The sequence below is a fragment of the Bacillus sp. GbtcB14 genome (genome assembly GCF_019091205.1).
GTDB lineage: Bacteria > Bacillota > Bacilli > Bacillales > Bacillaceae_G > Bacillus_A > Bacillus_A cereus_AG.
Genome location: NZ_JAGXJT010000005.1, coordinates 83,539 through 106,846, shown reverse-complemented (window position 1 = coordinate 106,846; position 23,308 = coordinate 83,539). Strand labels below are relative to the sequence as shown.

The window sequence follows — 23,308 nt, the reverse complement described above, 5'->3', positions numbered from 1 at the left end:
TTCTAATATTCTTCCTTCATAGTTACTCCTTCGCTGAACATTCCCAAATAAAAAATCGGTATTGATAAATTCATATCAATACCGATTTACAAATCATTATTTTCCTTCTATTAAATCATTCGCCATTTTCCTAAACTCTTGATTAAATGCATCATTCATACCATTTTGGACGTTAGAGAATAATATAACAAACGTTTTTTTATCCCAGTTAAAATTATTAAAAGTATTCCAACCTGCTAATACGCCGTGGTTGTGATAATAATCTGGATACGTATAGAAACTAAATCCATATTTTCTTGCAGGTGATGCAGTAAACATATCCAATACACTTTGTTTAGATAACAGTTTTCCATCCATTATTGCCTCATCTAATCTTTTCATATCTTCAACGGTGGTATACATTTCACCACACCCATATAACCAGTTCATTTTTAAGCGAGGTGCATCTATTAACTCATTATCTTTTTTTGTATAACCTTCTGCTAAGAAAATATCTTCAGGAAGAGTTGCCCCCATTCCAGATTCATGCATACCAACAGGAATAAAAACATTCTCTTTCACATATTCAGCAAGCGGCTTATTCGTAATCTTTTCTACAATATACGCAAGCACCATATAATTATAGTCTGTATATTTCCATCCTGTCCCTGCAGGAAATTGTAACGCTTGCGAACCAATCCACGTTACTAACTTTAAACGTGAAGCTGCATCAACACTGCCTTGCCCCTGATCTGGCAACCCGGACGTATGTGTTAACAAATTTCGCAACGTAATGTTTTTATCTGCTGGAAACGATGGAATATACTTATTTACATTGTCTTCAATATTTAATTTCCCTTTTTCTTTTAGCTGCATAATAGATATTGCAACAACTGTTTTCGTAATAGAACCAATGCGATATTTCGTTCTTGGCGTCGTGAACACTTTATCTTTCACATTCGCATAACCGTAGCCTTTTCGTAAAATGATATGGTCTTTACTTGCTACAAGAACACTCCCATTAAATCCTTTATCTTTTAAATACTGATCTAATTTTCCAGCTGCAATTTCATAACGCTTTTTCTCATTCGCATCAACTTCCTGTTTAACATCTTTTTGCTTACTATTTAAATTAGAAAATGCCTTTATATCATATTTCTTTCCTTTACTTGCATGTATTAATGTAACAACACTTCCACAAAAAACAGCAAAAATAAAGAAAATAATTAACCATTTCTTTAACATACTAGGAACCCTCTTTTATCTAGTTTCACTTAACGTGCATCCATTCTACTTTATATTTTTTGATTATCAAATACTTTATAGTATTATTTAATATTCACTCTGTTAGAGCTAGATTCCTTTTTCTCATATTCAGTTTTTGGCTACTCTCTATTGTATTTCTTTCTTGCAAAATTTCCACCATACAATCGGATGCACCCTACTATAATTTTAACATCTTATGTAACATTTGTTACACATAATAAGAAACGGAGTTGTTACGATGAAAAATATTGATAAACGCAATCGTTTAAATGATAGGATGTTTCATTACAGGGTAACAAAAACATAATTTAAATTGAATATTACGGAAAATAGATTATGATATTAAAAGGAAATGACGCTAAAAAATTTTTATACAAAATAAATCATGCACATAACGATACAGAAAAACAACTCATTATGGCTAAAGTGACAGGCAATTTCAAAAGGGGCAATGAACGTCACTGAAAACGAATCTCATTTACTCTTTTGATTATACAACATATAAAAAAAGAAATGTCGCTCATTCGGCATTTCTTTAGACTTTCTTCATAAAAAATTTACATTGCTAACTTTCTTTTATTTTTTGTTTTTATTATATAAACTCACTGTCGAAATACTTAGTACCACCACTATACACAACCACGCATACGTATACCCTTTCTCGTCCACAATATAACCAAATAAAACAGGCGCAACAATAATAGCAATCTGGTTTAATGTAAGTGCCAAGCTAACTGTTATCCCAATAGATTCTTCACTTGCACATTCAGCAACTTCGGCGATAAAAAGACTAAACCATCCAATTGAAAAGAAGCCTAACAATGCACTTACACCATACAATACTCCACTCGTTACTGTATGTATGCTTATTACTAACAATAGAATCAAACCGATAGAAGCACAGACAGCTATAAATAAAGGTATGCGCCTATTCCCCTTATAAAACAAATCACTAACAGCTGCTAAAGCAACCCGGCCAATCATTCCAAAAAAGAACATCACTGAAAATACTGTTCCGGCTACAATATATGTAATGGATTGTTCCCTTACTAAAAATTTCATAAAATGCCCAACTAACACCATTTGTAATGAAATCATACAAATACCCGTTATATATATTGGGTACAACTCTTTCTTACATATCACTACTTTTAGCTGCGTCCAAAAAGAAATTTTAATCTGTTCTTTCCTTGCTTCCTCCTGAACATATGGCTCTTTATAAAACACAAAAAATAATAATCCTCCAATTATACAAATGCATGCAATACTATTTATCGCGTAAGTGACATTATATTGTATTGTAAGAAACGGGATTAGTATTCCCGCTAACGAGCCACCAATCGGTATACCAGCTTGCCTTATTCCCATCGCTAATCCACGATTTTCTTTTTGGAACCATTTCATAATCACTTTACTTCCTCCTGGCTGGGAAACACTATAAAACATTCCTACTAATAAAAGTACAAATAATAGCCCATTAAATCCGCTTACTATATTAGTTAGTAAAAGCGAACCTCCTAGCAAAAATGAACTGATAGAAATTAATATTTTTTCATTATATTGATCAAGTAACCGACCTACAAAAAGCATACAAAATAACGGTCCAATATTTACAACACTTATTAACAATCCACTCTCCATATTCGTAAGCGCATATTCTTCTTTCCAAAATAAAGTAAAAGCTCCTACACCATACGTTATAAGGGTCGCTGTTGTTTGAGCAATTGTCGCAAAAATTAACATAACCCACTTATAAGTACTATTCATCCTTTCTTCGATCAACACATTAATCCCTCCATCCCCTTCCATTGTATGAAAGTTCTGATATCATATAAAATAAAGATTTATCATATAATCCATCAAAAAAAATGATACCTTTTTCGGAGGGATGATACGTGGACATAAAAGATTTAACCGTATTTTACGAAGTTGCGAAAGTAAATAATATTTCTCACGCAGCTAAAAATTTGAACTATGTACAATCAGGCGTAACGATGCGTATGAAACAACTAGAAAATGAATTAGGTGTGCCTTTATTTTACCGTAACGGAAAAGGGGTAACTTTAACCTCTAATGGTGAAATTTTATTAACATACGCCAAACAAATTATCCACTTAATGGATCAATCAATAAAAGCGGTTCAAAGTAATGGAACTGAGCCTAAAGGCACTTTAAAAATCGGGTGTACAGAATCTACAACCGCTGTAAGGCTCCCCTCTATATTAACGGCCTACTACGAGAAATACCCAGAAGTCGAATTGATTTTAGAAACAAATACGACCGAACAACTAATTAGGCTAGTGTTAGAACGAAGACTAGACGGAGCGTTTATAGCAGGATCTACTCAGCATGCTGAACTTCATACAAGTGTATTTCGTGAAGAAGAATTAGTTCTCATTAGTAAAAAACCTTTATCCTCTCTTACAGACGTAGGAGATATGAATTTACTCACTTTTAGTCACGGTTGCTATTATAGAAGTTTACTTGAAGACTGGCTTCAAGAAGAAGACATCTCACCTAAACGAGTATTAGAGTTCGGAACAATTGAAGCGATACTCGCCTGTGTAAAATCAAATATGGGCGTAGCAATTATGATGAAATCTATTTTAAATGATCATGCACATAACTTATCATTCAACCCTTTACCTAATAGATTCAAAAAAGTTCCTACTACTTTTATTACTAGAAAAGATCTATATCACTCAGCTGCATTACAAAAATTTATGGAGATGATTTAACAATGCGTGAAAAGAAAATACGTGGGATGAAACGAAAAACAAACACTATGATAAAGCGAATTGAAGAACATACAAAAACGTTCCCTTCTGCTTTCTATAACGATGAATATTGGTACATGCCTTTACCAGTTTCCCAAGCTTTTATCAATTCGTGTAAAACACCTAGAAAAGTAAAACGATTATGTATGCAAACCTTAATAGATCGAGTAAATCATTTAATAAAAACAAAACCGAGTGATACACATACATATCGAGTTGTTACTTTAATTTCTATAGAAAATTTATGGAAATCGCAAATTATCGTATTTAAAAACGATGACTACTTTCAAAATTTTTTCAATAGAAATAATGAATTTCAAACATGGATTCCTCTTTCAAATGAAATTAATTTTTGGGAAACATGGGGAATTTCAATTTGCCCTACCGCCCAACTGTTGCACTTTCAAGAAGTCATTTATGATGAGGATGCAATCGATAAAAAAGAGATTTGGTTTATTGGTGAGTTATCTTAAAAGGGGTACTTTCAAATGAAAACCTTCCCTTTTTTCACTTAACAAAATCGCTATATAATGAATTTATCATTTTACTATATAGGAGGTTTTCAAATGGTAATCCCTAAATATCCTGATGTCCCTACTCTTACGAAAAAACAAATCGATCAAATTACAGAAATCACTTTTCTAAAAGAAATAACACCACAAAAATGTGATGTAATTTTCGTTTTCGGCGGTTCTCATCCTGGCAATTGGCAAGCTCCTCTAGAAGCTTATCGACAAGGTTTAGGAAATAAAATTATCGTTACAGGTGGTACTAGTTTGCATGGTATGAAACATCCGAGCTGGAATTACGGGGATTTGTCAGAAGCAGAAGTAATTGTAAATAAATTAATTGAACATGGCGTATCAAAAGATGCTATCTTGTTTGAGACAAATTCCCTCCATTCTATCGCTAATGTAATGGAAGCGAAAAAAATTTTTGATTTCACAAAGATTAATCGGTTACTATTTGTATGCAAAAGCTTAGGAGCCGGTCGGCAATATAGAGTATTAAAGAAACATTTACCTAAAACTGTTACTTGTATTCCATATACATTTGATACAAGTTTCGATGGTGATTTTATAATTAATAGATATAATTGGATGGAAAATGAAAAGAGTCGCTCTATGATTTTTGGAGAATACTTGAGAAATGTTTGCTACGGTAAAAAAGGTGGTATTCAGCCACCCGAAAAGGAAGTTGAAGGATTAGAACAATATGTATCTTATTACCAACATCTTGCATAATATTTTTTCGACATAATAAATATAGGGAAGTCTATAAAAAGACTTCCCTAACACTTCCATTCCTTATTTATAAAATCATTTAATGATGCATAAACAACACTAAAATTATATTCCCTTTTTCATTCTCTTATAATTCAACAAAATATAGATATTCATTAGGGAAACCTTCTAAAGATACCGGTTCTTCAGTTAGACAAATATTATTATGATAACTTGTATCCCTACTTTCTCCTCACATTTTCTATTGATTCACGTTCTAAATTACTTTTCCGATTATCGAGATAATGTGAGAAAAACACCTCTTCTATTTCACCGTTAAAAACCATCTTTTTCAACTTTTCTAACGTAGGGGTATTTAGATGACCTTTATTTGAAATTACTATTTCATTATCTATATAATAGCCTTTTCTTCTCATCATACCCAGATAACTAGACGTATAGTATCATAGACTTTAACCACGTGTATACATCTACGCTAAAGCAGCTGGCGGCATTAATTGTGCCCCTTTCCCCATACGTGCCAACACCCAGTCATCATAATACCACATTTCTGTTTGACGACGGCTCATCATATAATCCCAGCGTACTTCACGCTCAAATTCGATGATTTGTCCTTCTCCTCCAATTGTCACCCAGTTGAAACTGCCGTTATGATGCATCATTTTCACCCACAAAACGGGGAAAATAACAACGCTTCCGTCCTCTTTATACCGCCTCGTTTGTTTTTCCATACGAAGTAAAGTTAAACCACTTGCATATTGTTGATCAACCTTTTCCATTACATCCATTGCCATCTTTTCAGCATCATCTTTATGAGGCAGGTTATTTGAGTATACTGGCATCATATTCGTATAACTTAATAAACACTTACCATTTTGAGAAGTAATAGTTGTAATATGAGCACCACCGTAATGTAACGGCTCTTCTGTTTGATAGCGCTTGATGGAAACTTGTACACCGTCACGTAATTCTTCATGCTCTCGTACTAACTTTACATACTTCGGAAGTGGTAATAACATTGACACTTCTTTACTACAATTTTGAAAAGTATTATATTGATTCCCCATTTAACATCTCTCCCTTATATATAATGCTTCTGGAACATGTGTAAGAAAGTCCGTTAACTCTCCAGTATAATATACATATAATTCATGCATCGCCCTCGTACACGCTGTGTAAAACAAATTACGCTCAGACTCTCTATAGTAACTTTCATTTGAAGCATCAAATATGATAACAGCGTCAAATTCTATTCCTTTCGCCAAATAAGCAGGAATAATAACAACGCCTTTCTCATAAGTTGTATTCTCTTTTTGCATAAAATGGACTTGTAACGTATCCCCTATTAGTCCCATAACTTTCATACATTCTTCATTTGTTTTACAAATAACCGCAATTGTTTTATGGCCGTTTTCTTCTAACTTTTTCACCTTAAAAATCATATTTTCTACATAATTTCGTTCATCACTTACTTTTATATAAACAGGCTTCTTACCCTCCCTGTTAAAAGCTTTAATATCATTTCCATTTGAAATCATACACTTTGTAAATTCAATGATCGGTTTTGTTGATCGATAACTACGGTTAAGATGGACCGTTTCTACTTTACAATCTGCAAATAACGTGGAGATAATATTGTTTTCTCTATTATGATCATACGAGAAAATATTTTGATTACAATCACCAAGTAATGTCCATTTCGCCTTCGGAAATAGTCGTTTTAGAAACACTAATTGAAATGATGTATAATCTTGCACTTCATCAATAAATACAAACTTCACAAGATGATTGGTTTTAAAACCTTCCAGTAACTCTTTTAAAAACAAATACGGCGTAGCATCTTCATTTGCTAGCTGTTGATTCTTCAAACGCTTCACTGTTTGCTTACATATATCTCCCCAGCAATCTGGTACAAAAATATCTTTCTGCTTACTTTCAAATAACTGCTCAAAAATCGCAGGATGATTTACAAAAGCGAACTTTTTTATCCTTCTACGTAACGAACGAAAATGTTTCTTCACTACATATTTCGTTAAAAACTCATGTTCCTTCTCATAATAATCAAATTGATTATCCTTCTCTATTTTTTCATATATGCGATTGTAATCTTCTTTATTTACATACTGAATTTCTCGTTCCACCCAATCTTTTTTCGCTTCTATCTTTTCAAATTCATGTAACTTCTGAAGAATCCATTCCATTGTAAGTTGCATTCGATTCGGTATAGCAATAGACATATCTAGACTATAAAAATAAGCACATATTGATTTTGCCTCTATAAGCACTTCACCTTTGCATGTAACATCATGAAATTGTAAACCTTTTTCACCTAAGCTTCGCGCGTATTTCTCAAGTAGTCCCATAAATTCAACCGAAGATTTATATTGAATGCCTTTCACTCTAGTTTCATACGTACTTTCATGCTTTTTCGTTAAAACGTATTCTAACTGTGCAAATGAACCTTCTACAGTAAAGCTTTTTCCAATCATATGTTCCACATACGCTTGAAAAGTCGTTTGTTGCATATTTTCTTCCCCAAGCTCTGGCAAAACGTTCGCAATATAACTATTGAACAACTCATTCGGAGAAAACAGTAACATTTGATCCGCGTGAACCGTGCCGCGGTAACGATACAGTAAATAAGCAACTCGTTGCAGTGCTGCTGAAGTTTTTCCGCTCCCAGCAGTCCCTTGCACAATTAACACATCACTTTTATCGTTTCGAATAATTTGATTTTGTTCCCTCTGTATTGTCGCTACAATACTTTTCATTTGTTCACTTGCATTTCGTCCAAGTGCTTCTTGTAATAATTCATCACCTATCGTCACACCTGTATCAAACATACTTTGAATCGTTCCGTTTCGAATCATGTATTGACGTTTTAAAAGTAAATCTCCTGAAATCGTACCGATGGGCGCTTTATATTGTGCCCTCCCTAAAGTGTAATCATAATAAAGACTCGAAATAGGTGCCCGCCAATCGTATACTAAAAACTCATCATTTTCTTTATCATAAAAAGAGCCGATACCGATATACATTTCATCAGTATCCGCTTCATTATCTTCTTTAAAATCAATCCGCCCAAAATACGGCGTTTCTTTTATTTTCGTTAAAAGGTTATATTCATTTTTCGTATGACGATGTGTATGTTCTCTTTCAGCAAGAAGCTCTGCCTCTTGCCTAATACTCGCCGCTGTTTCAACCGCTTCTTTAATATTATCTATATTTACTTTTACATCTTCCCAAAAGTTTTTTCTAATACTGACAATTTCAGACTTCACCGAACCAACTCGACCATCCAGCTCTTTCAGTTCCTCGTCTACTTTTTCAATAACTACATCTACACGTTGTTGCTCTTCTTTATAATGACTCATATAATCTCTCCTTCTCATACTATTTGAAAGTCTTATATGATACGTAACTTTTTACTTCTGAAAAATACCACAGGCAACAATATCCCATGACTTTTGGAACTCTTCGTTTACCCTCTCTTCTTTCCATCTCTCAGAAAAAGCGGGATGATAAAACGATGAAAGTAAACCAAATAACGTATGTGCTAAAAACAAACCATCTTGTTTTTCAATCTCATTGCGCTCTATCCCAAGGTTTATCACGTTCTCCAGTTGTCCAACTAATCTTTCTTCATGTTTTTGAATCACCTTATTCTTTTGCTGCACTAACGAACTATTCAATGTAAATAACTCTTCGTTTTCAAGTAGCTCTTTCTTTTTAAGCTGAAATAAGCAAAAGAACCACTCTTGTAAAACGTTTTCTGTCTCTCCATCTTTTTCTGCAATTTTCTCAAGCTGATCCGAGTACTTAAGCAGCCACCTTTCTAAAATTGCATCGCGTAATGCGACTTTACTCCGAAAATAAGAATATAAAGCCGCATGACTAACATCAAGTGACTTCGCAATACTAACAAGTGTCGTCCTACTCCATCCGTATTTCATTAACTCTTTTTCCGCTGCATCTAAAACAACATTTTTCGTTAACGCCTTATCTGTCATTTTTCTCACCGTCCATGTTATTTACATAATAATATTATTTAAATAACAACTTACATTTTTTATTTTTTGTAAGTTGAATACAAAAAAATACGATTTCAATTAGGTTATAAGATTAACATATCCTTTTTCAACTTACAATATTTTTATTTTGTAAGTTGAAAGCATAATAGAAGAATTGCCTTATATAAGACAATTCTTCCTCGTTACTTAAAAATTACATAATAAATGATTCATTACCTCGTTAAGCATTATACGTAGATTTGCTGTACCTTTTTCCGAACGCCATCCAATAAAGCCATCTGGCCTAATTAGTACAACTCCTTCATTCTCTATCCCATATAATTCACGAAAAATATTTTCTTGAGTAATAAAGTCTCCCCTTAAACCAACGCTGTAAACTTTTATATTTATTCCTAATTTAGATGAAACATCAAATACAGCTTCAGCCCAAGAACTATTTTCTATTTCAGTAAGTAATACAAAATTGTTACCGAATAAGTCTAATATAGAAACCTTCTCCCCTTCATACATTCCAAAAAAATGAGGTGCTCGCGTTCCAGGTCGTCCGCTCAAATCTACGATATCCATTCTATGTGAATTGGCTGAGTCATCTATTATTGCTTTTGAACAATACTGATACCCAACAGTTACAGCTAAACCGTCCATATTATTCGAACTTTCTTCCTCTCTATTGGCAGCACGAAACAGTAAACTACTCGCATAATCTGTCGTTAATTTTGCAACAGGATATCTCTCTTCATGATATGTTTCTAGCAATTTTGGCTTTGCCTTTCCCTTTATAACAGCCGCTAATTTCCAAGCTAAGTTATGCGCATCTTGTATCCCTGTATTTGAACCAAATCCTCCAGTTGGTGGCATAATATGTGCAGAATCACCAACTAAAAAAATACGATTATCTTGAAATTTTGTGGCTATACTTTCAGTCGCTTCCCACGGTAAAACACTTACTATTTCTAACTCAACATTTATGCTTCCGATTGCGGTTTGAATAATTTGTTTACAACGTTTTATAGTGAAATCCTCTGGCCGTTCTTCTTTTAATGGATCGTAGGATACATGGTAAATCCATCTTCTTTCGTTATCAACTGGAATAAGCGCCCCAAGAACTTCCGGATGAAGTACCATAGAAAATCCGAATGCGTCTCCTTGTATAAATTCACTTAAATCAGCTTCAAAATAAATATTCATATAATAGCCACCGATTGTACCTCGTCCCTCGGTACGTATCCCTAGCTGGTCACGTATTTTACTTTTTGCCCCATCTGCTGCAATGACATAGTCACAATGAATAATACTTTCTTCTTCCGTTTCACGATTCCGAATCATTGCTATTACTCCGTGCTCATTTTGTTCATAAGAAACTAATTCATGATAAAAAGATAATTCTCCGCCTAATGTTCTCGCTTCTTGTAACATCATCTCTTCTAAAGTAATTTGATAACAAGCCGTTTGTTTTGATGGACTAATCTCTTCTACCTTTTGAAGTAATTTTTCATCGTTTCCATACTGAGCGGTCCTCATTTTTTCCAATTCTTCCTTATTCGCCTCAGCTATTGTGTGAACCGCTATTCTTCCTCGGCAATTTTCTAATGCTTTACCCGCCGATCTAATTCTTTGTTCTAAACCTAATTCTCGAAATAACTCCATCGTACGAAATGTGATTCCACCCGCTTTTGGGTGAATTGCAGTAGACGGATGCCTTTCAATAAGTAAGTACTCAATATTATGTTTTGCAAGAAATAGCGCAGCCGCTAATCCTGATAATCCTCCTCCAACAATTAAAACTGGTGCATAATTCGATTTCATACATTTACCCTCCACATCATTGTTCTGAGCTCAGTGACATAAATATAGCCCAAAAAAACATTAAAATATAGACTTATATTTCATTTTGAATTATCATATAGATAGATTACGCCCCAAATTACTTTTACTTTTTCATACATCTATAATCTGTTTGCATTATGTGTGCATGAAAGAGTAAAACGAAAGAATTCACTTTAGTAGACACCCAAATAATGAAAACATAATAAGCGGTCGTAACCCTAAAAATTATAAAGGGTTACGACCGCTTAATTTTTTTGCTCAATGGCTTAACCATTCTCCTCTGTAAACAACATATTATTAAATACTTTTCTCCCCCTATCACTTTCAACACATAAAATTTCATTCGTCTCGATTTTCTTTCCCAATATTGCAGCTCATATAACAATCATGTAGCATTACCGTATCGAAGTAATGGTCCATCATCTTAAACCTTTCGACTCATTACCAGGAGGTATAGTGATTAAAATGAATAAACAAGAACAATTAAATGTTATAAAAAAAGATTTTGTTGATTCTCAAAAAGTATTATTGGCAATTGGTGATGAAACACGTCAAGCTATTTTGTTAGTTCTCATGGAAACTGAATGTCAAACAGGATTACGTGTAGGCGAAATTACGAAACAAACACATCTTTCTCGACCAGCGGTATCACATCATCTTAGGATTTTACGAGAAGCCGGTATTATTTTAATGCGAAAAGAAGGTACAAAAAACTTTTATTATATTGATATACGTACAAAATTAAGTTTATTAAAGAACCTTGTATTAGATATTGAAAAGCTATTGCACAACTTTTATTGAAATTTGGAGGTATAAGAAATGAAAGCGATGATAATTGATAAATACGGCAAAGTTCCAATGCGTATGGCAGAGGTACCTACTCCTGAAATAAATGAGCATGAAGTGCTCGCAGAAATTCATGCAGCTAGTATTAACCCAATTGATTTTAAAATACGCGATGGCAAAGTAAAAATGTTACTGAAATATGAAATGCCCCTAATCCTTGGGAATGACTTTTCTGGTGTCATCGTAAAGGTTGGATCAAAAGTGACTCACTTTAAAGCCGGTGATGAAATATATGCACGTCCAAGAAAAAATAAAATCGGTACTTTCGCGGAATATATAGCCATTCATGAAGATGATATAGCCTTAAAACCGAAAAATTTAAGTTTTGAGGAAGCGGCGTCGATTCCTCTCGTTGGCTTAACATCCTATCAAGCTTTACATGACATTATGCAATTACAACAAGGACAAAAGATTTTAATTCACGCTGGATCTGGTGGAGTTGGTACTTTCGCCATTCAGTTAGCAAAAATAATGGGCGCTACCGTTACAACGACTGCTAGTGAAGCTGGTTCTGATTTAGTAAAGTCTCTTGGCGCAGATGAAATGATTAATTACAAAACAGAAAAATTTGAAGAAATGCTAAAAGATTATGATGCAGTATTTGATACAATCGGCGGTACAACACTTGAAAAATCATTCAACATTATAAAAAACGGCGGCAACATCGTTTCCGTTTCAGGAATGCCAAATGCTCGTTTCGGTAAAGAATTCGGTTCCGGATTTTTCAAAACGCTCTTATTTTCATTAGCAAGTAGAAAACTTACTGCACTTGAAAAAAAGCATAATGCGCAATATTCATTTTTATTTATGAAACCAAGCGGAGATCAACTACGCACTATCGCAAACTACATTGAAGCTGGTGAAATCAAGCCGGTAATCGATCGCGTTTTCCCTTTTGAAGATGTTCAAAAAGCAATGGAATATTCGGAGTCTGGAAGAGCAAAAGGAAAAATAATAATAAAAATAAAATAATAATAAAAACTCCATTTTTTTAAAATGGAGTTTTTATATTTGCTGTTAAATAGACATAGTGCAATGAAGTCCTTACAATAGATTGCAAGGGGAAATATCATATTATACTTTTAGCTAATTTTACAAAGAATACATACGTACAAATACATAATAGAAAAATAAACAAGGAGGAGATAAAATGACTAAAAATAATGAAGCTGGTTGGAATTTAGATAATAGTTATACGACTCTGCCGCAATCATTTTATACAGAAATCCCCCCTACTCCTGTAAATTCACCGGAGCTAGTTAAACTAAATCATTCACTCGCAATATCTCTTGGCTTTAATCCTGAAGAACTGAAGAAAGAAGTCGAAATTGCTATTTTCGCTGGTAATGCTCTCCCAGAAGGAGCTCATCCATTAGCTCAAGCATATGCCGGTCATCAATTCGGACATTTTAATATGTTAGGCGACGGTCGTGCTCTTTTAATTGGCGAACAAATTACTCCTTCAGGTAAACGTTTTGACATTCAGCTAAAAGGTTCTGGCCCTACTCCGTATTCACGCCGTGGTGATGGTCGTGCTGCACTCGGTCCGATGCTACGTGAGTATATTATTAGTGAAGCGATGTATGCACTTGATATTCCGACTACACGCAGTTTAGCAGTTGTTACGACTGGTGAACCAACATATCGTGAAACAAAGTTACCTGGAGCAATTTTAACTAGAGTAGCAAGTAGCCATATACGCGTCGGCACATTCCAATATGCTGCAGCTCGCGGCTCAATCGAGGATCTTCAATCACTAGCTGACTATACGATACAAAGGCATTACCCAGAAATTGAAGCTCATGAAAACCGATATACTGCTTTACTACAAGAAGTCATTACAAGACAAGCAAGTCTTATCGCAAAATGGCAACTTGTTGGATTTATTCACGGCGTAATGAACACTGACAATATAACGATTAGCGGTGAAACGATTGATTACGGCCCTTGTGCATTTATGGACAATTACGACCAAGGAACTGTCTTTAGCTCGATTGATACACAAGGCCGCTACGCATATGGAAATCAGCCATATATGGCCGCATGGGATCTTGCACGATTAGCAGAATCTTTAATACCGATTCTACATGAAGATGAGGAAGAAGCATTAAAAATTGCTCAAGACGAAATTTCAAAATTTAGCGTACAGTATGAAAACCAGTGGTTCCTTGGAATGAAAAAGAAATTAGGACTATTTAGCAACGAAGAACAAGATCACTCACTTATTGAGCAACTTTTAAAAATGATGGAGAAATATAAAGCAGACTACACAAATACATTCCGTTCATTAACTCTTGATACGCTCGAAAATACAGCTCTATTTGAAAGCCCTGAATTTAAAGAATGGTACGAACTGTGGCAATCTCGATTAGAAAAACAAGAAGAATCGAAAGAAAACGCCTACGAGATGATGAAAAATAATAACCCATCCATCATCCCAAGGAACCACCGCGTAGAAGAAGCATTAGAAGCAGCTGTTACAAGTGGAGATTATAGCGTAATGGAGAAGCTTCTTGAAGCTCTATCCAATCCTTATGCTTATACTACAGATCATGAAGAATACTGTGTCCCACCTGTACCGACGAATCGTCCTTATCGTACTTTTTGTGGGACTTGATTGTTTAAAATGTAAAAAGGTGTGTTCATACAAATTGTGTGAGCACACCTTTTTTATACTATCTTCTCTGCTCTTTCTTTACTCCAAAAACAAACTCAACTCCATTTCAATGAGCTTAATCACAACTCTACTATACAAATGTTGAGAAATATAAAACATCATTTCTAAATATTGTTATTTTTGATACTATATTTTATAAGAATATTCAAAAAGTGAGGGGATTTCATGAACGTTCAACTACAAGGTAATGAACAAATTACGAAATTATTTAATGATTGGTATGCAGCTATGCTAAAGCAAGATGTTTCACAGGCGACAAACTTAAAGCATGAAATTGAGGAAAAGGAACTAAACTTTGAGGAAGATGAAAACTTAGCATTATACTATTCTCTATTAAATTTTCGTTTCAAAGTTTTAACTGATGGTTTAAGTATTACAAAAGACAGTTTCAATAAGATAGATTCTTACTCGATTCCAGCTAATCACCAACTTTCTTACTACTATCATTTATTTAAAGCAATTCATGCTACTTTAACAACAAATTATAATTTAGCAAGTGAACATTATGAAAAAGCTGGGAAACTATCAGTAAATGCCATTGATGATGTAGAAAAAGGTGAATTTAATTATCGAATGGCTATTTTCCACTATCACTTTTACCAGCCAATTGAAGCTATTGAATATGCAACCAAAGCGAAAGAATTCTTCATAAAAGCTGTAGGGTATGAAAAGAACGTTGCCTCTTGTGAAAGCGTATTAGGTGCAGCTTTTGTATATTTAAAACAATACGAGCAAGCAGAGGAAAAATATAATTCAGCAATCAACATTTTACAGAAACAGGATGAAGAATCATTACTATTAAGAGTGCGTAATAATTTGGGATGGCTATATGCCAATCAAAACTTATCGACACTAGCTATTCGTCATCTATCTGAAGTAACGACAAAAATGCCTACCCATTTCAAAGCTATTTTCTTACAAGCTAGAGAACATTCTAAACTTGATGAAATAAATATTGCTGATCAATTCATAAAAAAAGGATTAAAAATTTGTACAGAACTAAACAATGAAGAATATATGCTTCACTTTAAAATTTTAGAGTCTCTTAACAATAATGAGTCCACTGAAGACTTAGAAAATATTATTCTTGAAGGAATTGCGTATTTCGACAAAGAATCCTTATATAACTACACTCAAGAATATTCAGAAAAATTAGCAGTTAAACTTTACGATGAAAATAATCATATAAAAGCTAGTGAGTATTTTCATAAAGCATTACAAGCAAAAGAAAAAACGTTTGAGAAGGGGGCATTAAAATGATAAAAAAAATTAGTTCTATCGTTTTAGGGTTATCTGTTATAGGTATTGTATCTATTGGTCTCAATAGTTCATTTACATATCAAGCAGGCCATGCGGATTTCCCGGCACCACAAAGACCTGACTTTGTTCAATCTGTTGACGTAAGTAAAGACTACAACCCAACAACAGCTGAAAAAACACTTTAAAGAACGAAAGACCTTCAATTCAGAAGGTCTTTTTAAATGCACTTATTTAGTTAATATATTCGAATATTTTTTCATATCCAAATGGTAGTACTAATGACACTAAGCAACCTATCACAATGGAAGCACTGGATAAAAGGATAAATTTCCGAAATGATATATCATTCCTCTTGTACCCAGTAAAACAAGCTTTTATTATAACAAAAACACCCATCATTATGATAATAGCTGAAAAAATAGCTACTAAAAACACTTCCATTTTGTTTCCTCCTATAAAACATCCTAGTTTTAAACTTACCATTAAATGTCAATGATATCAATAAGCTATCTCTTCATACAGGGCTTTCCATATGCCTCCGACGGGATTCGAACCCGTACTCCTTTCGTAAGCATAGGCTAAGGGGAACACACTTCCCTACGGAATTTCACCGACAGGAATTCCACCTGTCTCAGCTTATTTGCTTTTCGGTGCTTCTGAAACCTTCGCCTTGCGATCCGGTGCGACATGTTTTCCGGCGCTCTTCCCTTCTAGAGCTACGGAGGCATTTTCTTTTAAGTAAAAATATATTTTCTACAAAACTAGCAAATTACCTTTATTTCACAGAACTCATTTTGTTTCTTTCATTAAACCCGCAATCCCTCTACTCCCCTCACTACCAACTTTCTCAAGTTCCTTCACAACTAATTTTCTTCTTTCCACAGAATGATTTTGGCTTAACTTCGCTTTTCCTTCTATTTTACTAATCTTAATTTTAAAACCAACTATCCCCTTACTTAATCCCGCCATATAATTCGAATCTACCTCATTTAGCGAGTAGGTACTCTGCGGCTCTTCATATTTATGTACTAAATCTTGAAGTGAATTTAATAATTCCTGTTCATCCTCAACAATTTCCAACTCTCCATATACATGCACTGCAACGTAATTCCATGTTGGTACTGCATTGTTTGTTTCATACCACGATGGCGATATGTAACTGTGGGGTCCTTGGAATATAGCAAGTACGTGTTGATTCCCACTATCTTTCCACTGTTCATTCGGACGTGCGAAATGGCCATGTAAAGTTAGAGTCTCCCTATTTAATAACAACGGCAAATGCGTTGCATATGCTTCCCCGTTATGTTGAGAAAATAATGTCGCAAAGCTATTTTGTTCCATTATTTCGTACTTCATCTCTTCATCTTGTATTGCGAAATATTTTGATATGTACATAAACTCCCTCTTTTCCGGTCTTTTATTTCTCATTATATTTAAGTCTCGTAGCATTCAACAGGGCCAGTTTATATTTGTTTTATAATGGCAGCTTTCAATTTAAAAAGAATAGGTCGCATATACTCAATGCGACCTTAGTTTATTTTTCCCAATATATTTGTAATAAATGCAGTCTTATCTTCACTATAACTGGATCGATTTTTCGATTCTCTTGCTAACTCTTCCTTTAAACGCCCATATTCAACAGCAACATCTTCATGTTCACGAAGGTAATCCCGAAACGCTATATGTTTTCTTAGCTCTTCGCTATTTTTGTCACACACATATAAATGATGTTCCATCCAAACTGTATTTTCTTCACTCCACGGAACGAAAGCATCCTTTCTACCAAACGCCTCTCTCCCTTTGAAGCTCCATTCTGCTTGATGATAGTATCCGATTGTTCCAAGCTTTGTTACTACTTCAGGAAAAATTTCGTAATCTTCTATTACTATGTCAATATCTAGTATTGGTTTTGAGGTAAGTCCTTTAACAGATGTACTCCCAACATGTTCAATGGAAAAAACAAGTTCTTTTATTGCATTGTTAATGAGCGATTGTAGCTTATTAAATTCACTTTCCCATTTGATGTTATATTCTTCGATAGTAATTCTCTGTTTCAATGTATCCCTCTCCTCAAAAGCAATTATAACCTTTGAATATGAGTATCTTTAAAATCCGTCTCATATTTCAATCCATATCCACACATTCGGTCCATTCCAATATGCGCTGTCCAAATTAAGCCAATCATTATAACGGTATCTATCTTAAAATAGACACCTATGATAGCTATTACTATCGATATAATATATGTGTGAAAAATATTATAAATTTTAGCACCTACATGATTATTTATCCCATATGCCAACATGGATAAATCCGGTGCCAAAAGGAACACCAAAAATATGATCCAACTAAATTCATATATTGAATACGTATAAGTCGCGGCTAAGAATACAACTAAGCCTTCAAAATGTACAATACGTTTTTGCATTCTTTATCATTCCTATTTCTCTATATTTACCGATACATTTTCATCACTGAAAGTATTCTTTGCATTTTTTGACCAAATGGTCGCTAAAATTGGTCCTGCAATGTTATGCCATACTGCTGCTAATACACTAGGCAGTGCAGCTGCCGGTCCAAAATGCGCTGTTGCCAGCGCAACACCTAAGCCTGAATTTTGCATTCCTACTTCTATTGAAATAGCTCTTCTTGTCCCTTCGTCTAGTCCAAGTACGAACGCTGTTATATATCCGAGTAAAAAGCCAAATGCATTATGGAGCATAACTGCAATAAAGATAAGAAGACCTGAAGAAGTAATGCTACTTACATTGGCTGAAACAACTGCAGAAACAATAATAATAATTGCTACAACTGATATGAAAGGAATAACAGTCATTCCTTTCGTAACAGTTTTAGGGAAAAACTTCTTCACTACTAATCCTAAAATGATAGGTAGGATAATAACTTGTACGATAGAAAGAAACATAGACATAGGATTTACTGGCATCCATTGTCCTGCAAGCAATAATAAAATGAGGGGTGTAGCAATTGGTGCTAGTAACGTTGATAATGACGTCATTGCGATTGACAACGCTAAGTTCCCTTTTGCTAAATAAACCATAACATTTGATGCAGTGCCACCCGGTACTGAACCGAGTAACACTAATCCAGCTGCTAACTCAGCTGGCAGATTCATAACGTAGGCTAGTACGTATGCGACAAGTGGCATAATAATAAACTGCGCACATACGCCGATAATAACTGGCAATGGTTTTGTAGCAATGATTTTAAAATCAACAGCCTTTAATGTTAATCCCATCCCAAACATTACAACGCCAAGTAAAATTGTTATGTAACTAGTTAATCCGAGAAATGGTCCAGGAATGAAATATGCAATAGCAGCAATACAAATAACCCAAAATGCAAAATACTTTCCAGCTATATTACTTATCGCTTCTAGTACTTTCACCCCATCATCCCCTATCCTTCAACTGAAAAACTTTATTCGGATTCAAAATATTTTGCGGGTCAAGAGCTTTCTTTATTTTTTCCATTACGAGTAATGCCGCCCCATGTTCTTCTTCTTGGTACTTCCGTTTTCCGATTCCAACGCCATGTTCTCCCGTACACGTTCCACCTCGTTTAAGAGCATATAAAACGATACTTTCATTTATTTCGTCGCCCTTTTTCACTTCTTCTTTATCGTTTGGATCTATCATTAAGAGCACGTGGAAATTTCCGTCTCCTACATGGCCAAGAATACCACCAACAAGACCTACTTTATCTAATGTCTCTTTCGCATGTTGGATTGCGCCAGCTAATTCTGAAATTGGGACACATACGTCTGTACTCATAAGCTTTTTACCAGGATAGCTATGAACGTAAGAGTATGCTAGATTATGCCGTGCATCCCATAATTTATTTCTCGCCGCAGTTTCTGTTTCAAAAGCAACTTCTTTACATCTATGATCAAAAACAATTTCCTTCGTAAATTCAATATCTTGCTTAAGCCCTGCTTCATTACCGTGAAACTCTAAAAACAGTGTAGGTTCTTCTCTGTAACTTGTTTCATTATAATGATTTACTTGTTTCATAGATAATTCATCTACAAGTTCAATTCTTGCAATTGGAATACCCGCTTGTAATATATTAATGACAGCTTCTACTGCATCATTTATAGTTGGAAACGATGCTCTCGCAGCCATAACATGTTCTGGTATGCCGTATACTTTTAAAGTTAGCTCTGTAAAGCAGCCGAGCGTCCCTTCTGATCCTACGAAAACACCATTTAAATGGTAACCTGATGATGACTTCGCTGCTAAATTTCCAGTATGTATTACTTCTCCATCCGCAAGAACGACTTCTAAATCACGAACTTGATCACGCATTACCCCGTATTTAACTGCTGTCGTTCCACTCGCATTTGTGGCAGCCATTCCACCTAACGTTGCATCTGCTCCTGGGTCTACACTAAAAAATAATCCATACTTTTTCAATTCTTTATTAAGCTGAGAGCGAGTCACTCCCGGCTGTACTTTCACTAGAAAATCTTTCTCTCTTATTTCGAGTATTTTATTCATAAGCGAAAAATCCATTGTAATTCCTTTTTCATATGGAATGACATGCCCTTCTAAACTAGAACCTACGCCGAAAGGAACGACAGGTTTTTTATGCTCACTCGCTACTTTCATTAATCTACTAACCTCTTCAGTCGTTTTCGGAAAAACTACTACATCAGGTAAACTACTAGCATGATAAGATTCATCTTTACTATGTAACTCTCTTACTGTCGTATTTACAACTACTCGATCTTCGGGAAGTACACCCTTTAGTTCATTTACTAAACGTTCTACTGTTATCTCCATCGTACACACTCCTACTTTCTATAAATTAGAATTACAAAATATGTTAAGGGTTTTATACATAATAATCCGAAAAATTAAATAATTCAAGTTTTACATATACGAAATTCATTTCTTACTTTCGAATAAACAAAAAGAACTTGCAGCAATTGCTGCAAGTTCTTTTCTATAAAACTATATTTTAAACGACTTCTTTATTAACAACATAAACCAAACTAAAGTAACTGCCATTAACGAATGGGAAAATCCTACAATATAAGTTAACCCTTTAAAGTCCGCTCCATTTAGCTGAAGCAGCCCTCTCGCTGCCAATGAGCCTAACATTAAAGTTAATGCGATATTATGTACAACAAACCACTTATTAAAACTTTTCGTTTCATGAAACGCGAATACTTTTGCTAATCCTAAAGCAATTAAGAAGAAGAAAAAGCCAAGTACAAGTGTATGTGTATGCAAAAGATTTAACAAAGTAGATCCTACAATCCCCTTATACTTTCCATACTCCCTAGCGAAAATTCCTGATAATAAACCGATAATCAAATACGTAAACGATGCATTATATAATTTTTTCATTATGTACCTCCTTGAGTAGAATGTGTAGTGTGTCATATTTAGTAATAATGATAGTTATATAGTAAAAACTCCTAGTTACCTAGGAGTCATTGTATAAGTATCTCACTCTTTACAATCAATCCTAATTATAAAATATCCCTTTATACAAAACAAACGAACTTTATGTGAACAATCAGGACTATTTTAAAATATGTTGCGATTTTGTATTACACAATCCATACTAATTATTATAAATGTTAAAGGTGGTGCAATAGCTTGATAGTTCTTGAAACTGAACGCCTCGTTCTTCGCTGGTTTGATATAAAAGATGCTCCATTTATTCTTAAATTAGTAAATGATCCTGCATGGATTCAGTATATCGGTGATAAAAGGATCAAAAACTTAGAAGATGCAAAAAAATACATCTTAAACGGACCTGTTGATATGTATAATAAAATGGGCTTTGGTCTTTACTTAGTTGAACGAAAAGAAGATTTCACTCCACTCGGTATGTGTGGTCTTATTAAAAGGGATTCATTAGAAGATGTTGATATCGGCTTTGCCTTTTTAGAAGAATTCCGTTCAAAAGGATATGGCTACGAGTCAGCTTCCGCTGTAATAGACTACGGTGTACAGAACCTAGGTATGAAACGAATAGTAGCAATTACTTCTATAGATAACATCGCCTCAGGAAATCTTTTAGAAAAAGTAGGATTGCAGTTCGAAAAGATAATTTCAGACTCAGGAGAAGATTTAAAATTATTCGGGTATAACGCGTAAAAAAGGTTCGCCATAAATGGCGAACCTTTTTTACTAATTTTATAATAATATGTTACGTTACATGATAGTTCGCGTTAGTTCTTGTAATTGCCAATACCCCTTTTATATCACATTTTTGGTACTTTATAGAAATAACTCTTCCGCTTATTTAATATATTATATTAATATATTAAATAAAAGGAGTGAGAATAAATGGTACAACCACTATTTTTGTTAGTTCTTCAATTCATTGCATTTATATTAATCATTTTTATCTTATAGGGGTCCTGCCGCATGCCCATTAAGCTAAAATTTTATAGTACCCCCCCAGAACGAAATTTTGTACTAACTTGTAACAAAATGCTCATTTTTTCGTTTTGAGGTATTTGCATTTCTTAGCTTGATAGTGATGGGGGGTACCCCTACTAGAAAGATTGTCTCCGCGTGAACGTGAAGAACTTGAAAAAATAAAAAAAAGAAGCAATGAAAGAACCACCGGATTTCTTTGAATATATTCAGTCTACCGAAAAAGGTAATAAATGATACATAATGCCTCGAATAGAATATTTATCAAATTGATAACATATGTATCCCTTTCTATTTTTACAGAAATTGTAATATTATAAGTGTATGCATATAGAAGAGGAGGCATAGTTTCTATGAAAAAAGTTAAGTTTTATGGGTTGATTCTAGCATTCATCTTGCTACTGGCAGCTTGTAGTAGTAATTCCTTTGAAGATTATACATCAAAAGCTGATAAGAACATTAAGGATAAAAAATATAGCGAAGCTATAAAGAATTATCAAGAGGCTTTGAAGTTGAAGGATGATAAGAAGATTAAAAGTAAGTTAGAACAAACCGAAAATTTAAAGAAAGCGCAAGATGCTTTTGATAAGCATGAAATCGGGAAAGCTATGAATAATGTTCAAAAGGCAAAATGTGATGAAAATAAAGAATTAACAAAGCAAGCAAATGCATTGCAAGGTGAGATTCAACAAGAATTTTTAGCTACATTTAATAAGTTGAACATGAATGATATTACTGGCGATGTAAAAGAAGCCCGTAAATCTTTAGATGATCTTATGGCTTGGATACAACAATCTGACCTATTAAAATCTCAAAAGGATTTTGCTGATACGTTACCTGAAAAAGAAGCAAGTATCTCTAAACTAGAGGAAAGTAAAAAATAAAGAAAAGAGGTTGCCTAAAAGTAACTATTCAGCGACTTTTGAGACAACCTCTTTTTTTATTATAGATTTTTAAGAAAGTTTAGAATAAAATAAAAATA

The 23,308-nt window shown here is 34.2% G+C and carries 23 protein-coding genes and 1 pseudogene; 11 read left to right on the top strand and 13 right to left on the bottom strand.

Annotated elements, in window-relative coordinates; genetic code table 11:
* Positions 1-96: 96 nt before the first annotated feature.
* Complete coding sequence (locus KVT31_RS16090; RefSeq protein ID WP_088097197.1) at positions 97-1,224, bottom strand: serine hydrolase domain-containing protein; 1,128 nt, start codon at positions 1,222-1,224, stop codon at positions 97-99.
* A gap of 259 nt (positions 1,225-1,483) precedes the next feature.
* On the opposite strand from KVT31_RS16090, the pseudogene KVT31_RS30290 reads away from it, so the two are divergent.
* Positions 1,484-1,710 (top strand): annotated as a pseudogene (locus KVT31_RS30290) (hypothetical protein).
* A 111-nt stretch (positions 1,711-1,821) separates the two neighbouring features.
* Here the strand turns inward: KVT31_RS30290 and KVT31_RS16080 are convergent.
* Positions 1,822-3,054, bottom strand: coding sequence for an MFS transporter (locus KVT31_RS16080; protein ID WP_140392513.1), 1,233 nt, complete (start codon positions 3,052-3,054; stop codon positions 1,822-1,824).
* 86 nt (positions 3,055-3,140) lie between these two features.
* On the opposite strand from KVT31_RS16080, the gene KVT31_RS16075 reads away from it, so the two are divergent.
* The 3 genes from KVT31_RS16075 to KVT31_RS16065 all read left to right on the top strand — a co-directional run bounded on the left by KVT31_RS16075 (position 3,141) and on the right by KVT31_RS16065 (position 5,266).
* Complete coding sequence (locus KVT31_RS16075) at positions 3,141-3,983, top strand: LysR family transcriptional regulator (RefSeq protein WP_088097198.1); 843 nt, start codon at positions 3,141-3,143, stop codon at positions 3,981-3,983.
* Positions 3,984-3,985: 2 nt separating this feature from the next.
* Complete coding sequence (locus tag KVT31_RS16070; RefSeq protein ID WP_088097199.1) at positions 3,986-4,495, top strand: DUF3916 domain-containing protein; 510 nt, start codon at positions 3,986-3,988, stop codon at positions 4,493-4,495.
* A 93-nt stretch (positions 4,496-4,588) separates the two neighbouring features.
* Complete coding sequence (locus KVT31_RS16065; protein ID WP_088097200.1) at positions 4,589-5,266, top strand: YdcF family protein; 678 nt, start codon at positions 4,589-4,591, stop codon at positions 5,264-5,266.
* 470 nt (positions 5,267-5,736) lie between these two features.
* On the opposite strand, the gene KVT31_RS16060 is transcribed toward KVT31_RS16065, so the two are convergent.
* From KVT31_RS16060 to KVT31_RS16045, 4 genes are all read right to left on the bottom strand, one after another.
* Positions 5,737-6,333, bottom strand: coding sequence for a hypothetical protein (locus KVT31_RS16060; RefSeq protein WP_088097201.1), 597 nt, complete (start codon positions 6,331-6,333; stop codon positions 5,737-5,739).
* Positions 6,334-8,640 carry an RNA polymerase recycling motor HelD gene (gene helD / locus KVT31_RS16055; RefSeq protein WP_088097202.1) on the bottom strand — a complete coding sequence of 769 codons (2,307 nt, stop codon included), beginning with the start codon at positions 8,638-8,640 and terminating at the stop codon, positions 6,334-6,336. It lies immediately after the preceding gene.
* A gap of 51 nt (positions 8,641-8,691) precedes the next feature.
* On the bottom strand, positions 8,692-9,276 hold the full coding sequence (locus KVT31_RS16050) for a TetR/AcrR family transcriptional regulator (RefSeq protein ID WP_088097203.1): 585 nt from the start codon (positions 9,274-9,276) through the stop codon (positions 8,692-8,694).
* 207 nt (positions 9,277-9,483) lie between these two features.
* Positions 9,484-11,103, bottom strand: coding sequence for an FAD-dependent oxidoreductase (locus KVT31_RS16045; RefSeq protein ID WP_217613534.1), 1,620 nt, complete (start codon positions 11,101-11,103; stop codon positions 9,484-9,486).
* A 477-nt stretch (positions 11,104-11,580) separates the two neighbouring features.
* Here KVT31_RS16045 and KVT31_RS16040 point away from each other — a divergent pair, with 477 nt between their 5' ends.
* From KVT31_RS16040 to KVT31_RS16020, 5 genes are all read left to right on the top strand, one after another.
* Positions 11,581-11,925, top strand: coding sequence for an ArsR/SmtB family transcription factor (locus KVT31_RS16040; RefSeq protein WP_048557152.1), 345 nt, complete (start codon positions 11,581-11,583; stop codon positions 11,923-11,925).
* Positions 11,926-11,943: 18 nt separating this feature from the next.
* Positions 11,944-12,942, top strand: a complete 999-nt coding sequence (locus KVT31_RS16035; protein WP_088097205.1) for an NADP-dependent oxidoreductase — start codon at positions 11,944-11,946, stop codon at positions 12,940-12,942.
* Positions 12,943-13,120: 178 nt separating this feature from the next.
* A complete protein-coding gene (locus KVT31_RS16030; protein WP_088097206.1) occupies positions 13,121-14,587 on the top strand; it encodes a protein adenylyltransferase SelO in 1,467 nt (488 codons plus the stop codon).
* 225 nt (positions 14,588-14,812) lie between these two features.
* Positions 14,813-15,907 carry a Rap family tetratricopeptide repeat protein gene (locus KVT31_RS16025; protein ID WP_088097207.1) on the top strand — a complete coding sequence of 365 codons (1,095 nt, stop codon included), beginning with the start codon at positions 14,813-14,815 and terminating at the stop codon, positions 15,905-15,907.
* Positions 15,904-16,092 (top strand): Phr family secreted Rap phosphatase inhibitor, encoded by a 189-nt coding sequence (locus KVT31_RS16020; RefSeq protein ID WP_088097208.1) that lies wholly within the window; start codon positions 15,904-15,906, stop codon positions 16,090-16,092. The genes KVT31_RS16025 and KVT31_RS16020 overlap by 4 nt, the downstream gene beginning before the upstream one ends.
* 46 nt (positions 16,093-16,138) lie before the next feature.
* On the opposite strand, the gene KVT31_RS16015 is transcribed toward KVT31_RS16020, so the two are convergent.
* The 7 genes from KVT31_RS16015 to KVT31_RS15985 all read right to left on the bottom strand — a co-directional run bounded on the left by KVT31_RS16015 (position 16,139) and on the right by KVT31_RS15985 (position 21,282).
* The gene (locus KVT31_RS16015; RefSeq protein WP_088097209.1) at positions 16,139-16,348 is read right to left on the bottom strand and encodes a hypothetical protein; all 210 of its coding nucleotides are present in this window, start codon (positions 16,346-16,348) and stop codon (positions 16,139-16,141) included.
* 348 nt (positions 16,349-16,696) lie between these two features.
* Positions 16,697-17,302 (bottom strand): FMN-binding negative transcriptional regulator, encoded by a 606-nt coding sequence (locus tag KVT31_RS16010; RefSeq protein ID WP_088097210.1) that lies wholly within the window; start codon positions 17,300-17,302, stop codon positions 16,697-16,699.
* Between the two features lie 134 nt (positions 17,303-17,436).
* Positions 17,437-17,964, bottom strand: a complete 528-nt coding sequence (locus KVT31_RS16005) for a GrpB family protein (protein WP_088097211.1) — start codon at positions 17,962-17,964, stop codon at positions 17,437-17,439.
* Between the two features lie 23 nt (positions 17,965-17,987).
* Positions 17,988-18,335 (bottom strand): DUF4260 domain-containing protein, encoded by a 348-nt coding sequence (locus KVT31_RS16000; protein WP_088097212.1) that lies wholly within the window; start codon positions 18,333-18,335, stop codon positions 17,988-17,990.
* A 12-nt stretch (positions 18,336-18,347) separates the two neighbouring features.
* Positions 18,348-19,316: a bile acid:sodium symporter family protein gene (locus tag KVT31_RS15995; RefSeq protein WP_088097213.1), complete on the bottom strand. Its 969-nt coding sequence runs from the start codon at positions 19,314-19,316 to the stop codon at positions 18,348-18,350.
* A gap of 4 nt (positions 19,317-19,320) precedes the next feature.
* Complete coding sequence (locus KVT31_RS15990; RefSeq protein WP_088097214.1) at positions 19,321-20,712, bottom strand: FAD-binding oxidoreductase; 1,392 nt, start codon at positions 20,710-20,712, stop codon at positions 19,321-19,323.
* Positions 20,713-20,883: 171 nt separating this feature from the next.
* On the bottom strand, positions 20,884-21,282 hold the full coding sequence (locus KVT31_RS15985; RefSeq protein ID WP_088097215.1) for a DUF2871 family protein: 399 nt from the start codon (positions 21,280-21,282) through the stop codon (positions 20,884-20,886).
* A 255-nt stretch (positions 21,283-21,537) separates the two neighbouring features.
* Between KVT31_RS15985 and KVT31_RS15980 the strand changes: the two genes are divergently transcribed.
* Together KVT31_RS15980 and KVT31_RS30285 are read left to right on the top strand one after the other, a co-directional pair.
* The gene (locus KVT31_RS15980) at positions 21,538-22,041 is read left to right on the top strand and encodes a GNAT family N-acetyltransferase (protein ID WP_088097216.1); all 504 of its coding nucleotides are present in this window, start codon (positions 21,538-21,540) and stop codon (positions 22,039-22,041) included.
* 638 nt (positions 22,042-22,679) lie between these two features.
* Positions 22,680-23,210 (top strand): hypothetical protein, encoded by a 531-nt coding sequence (locus tag KVT31_RS30285; RefSeq protein ID WP_249276718.1) that lies wholly within the window; start codon positions 22,680-22,682, stop codon positions 23,208-23,210.
* Positions 23,211-23,308 lie beyond the last annotated feature (98 nt).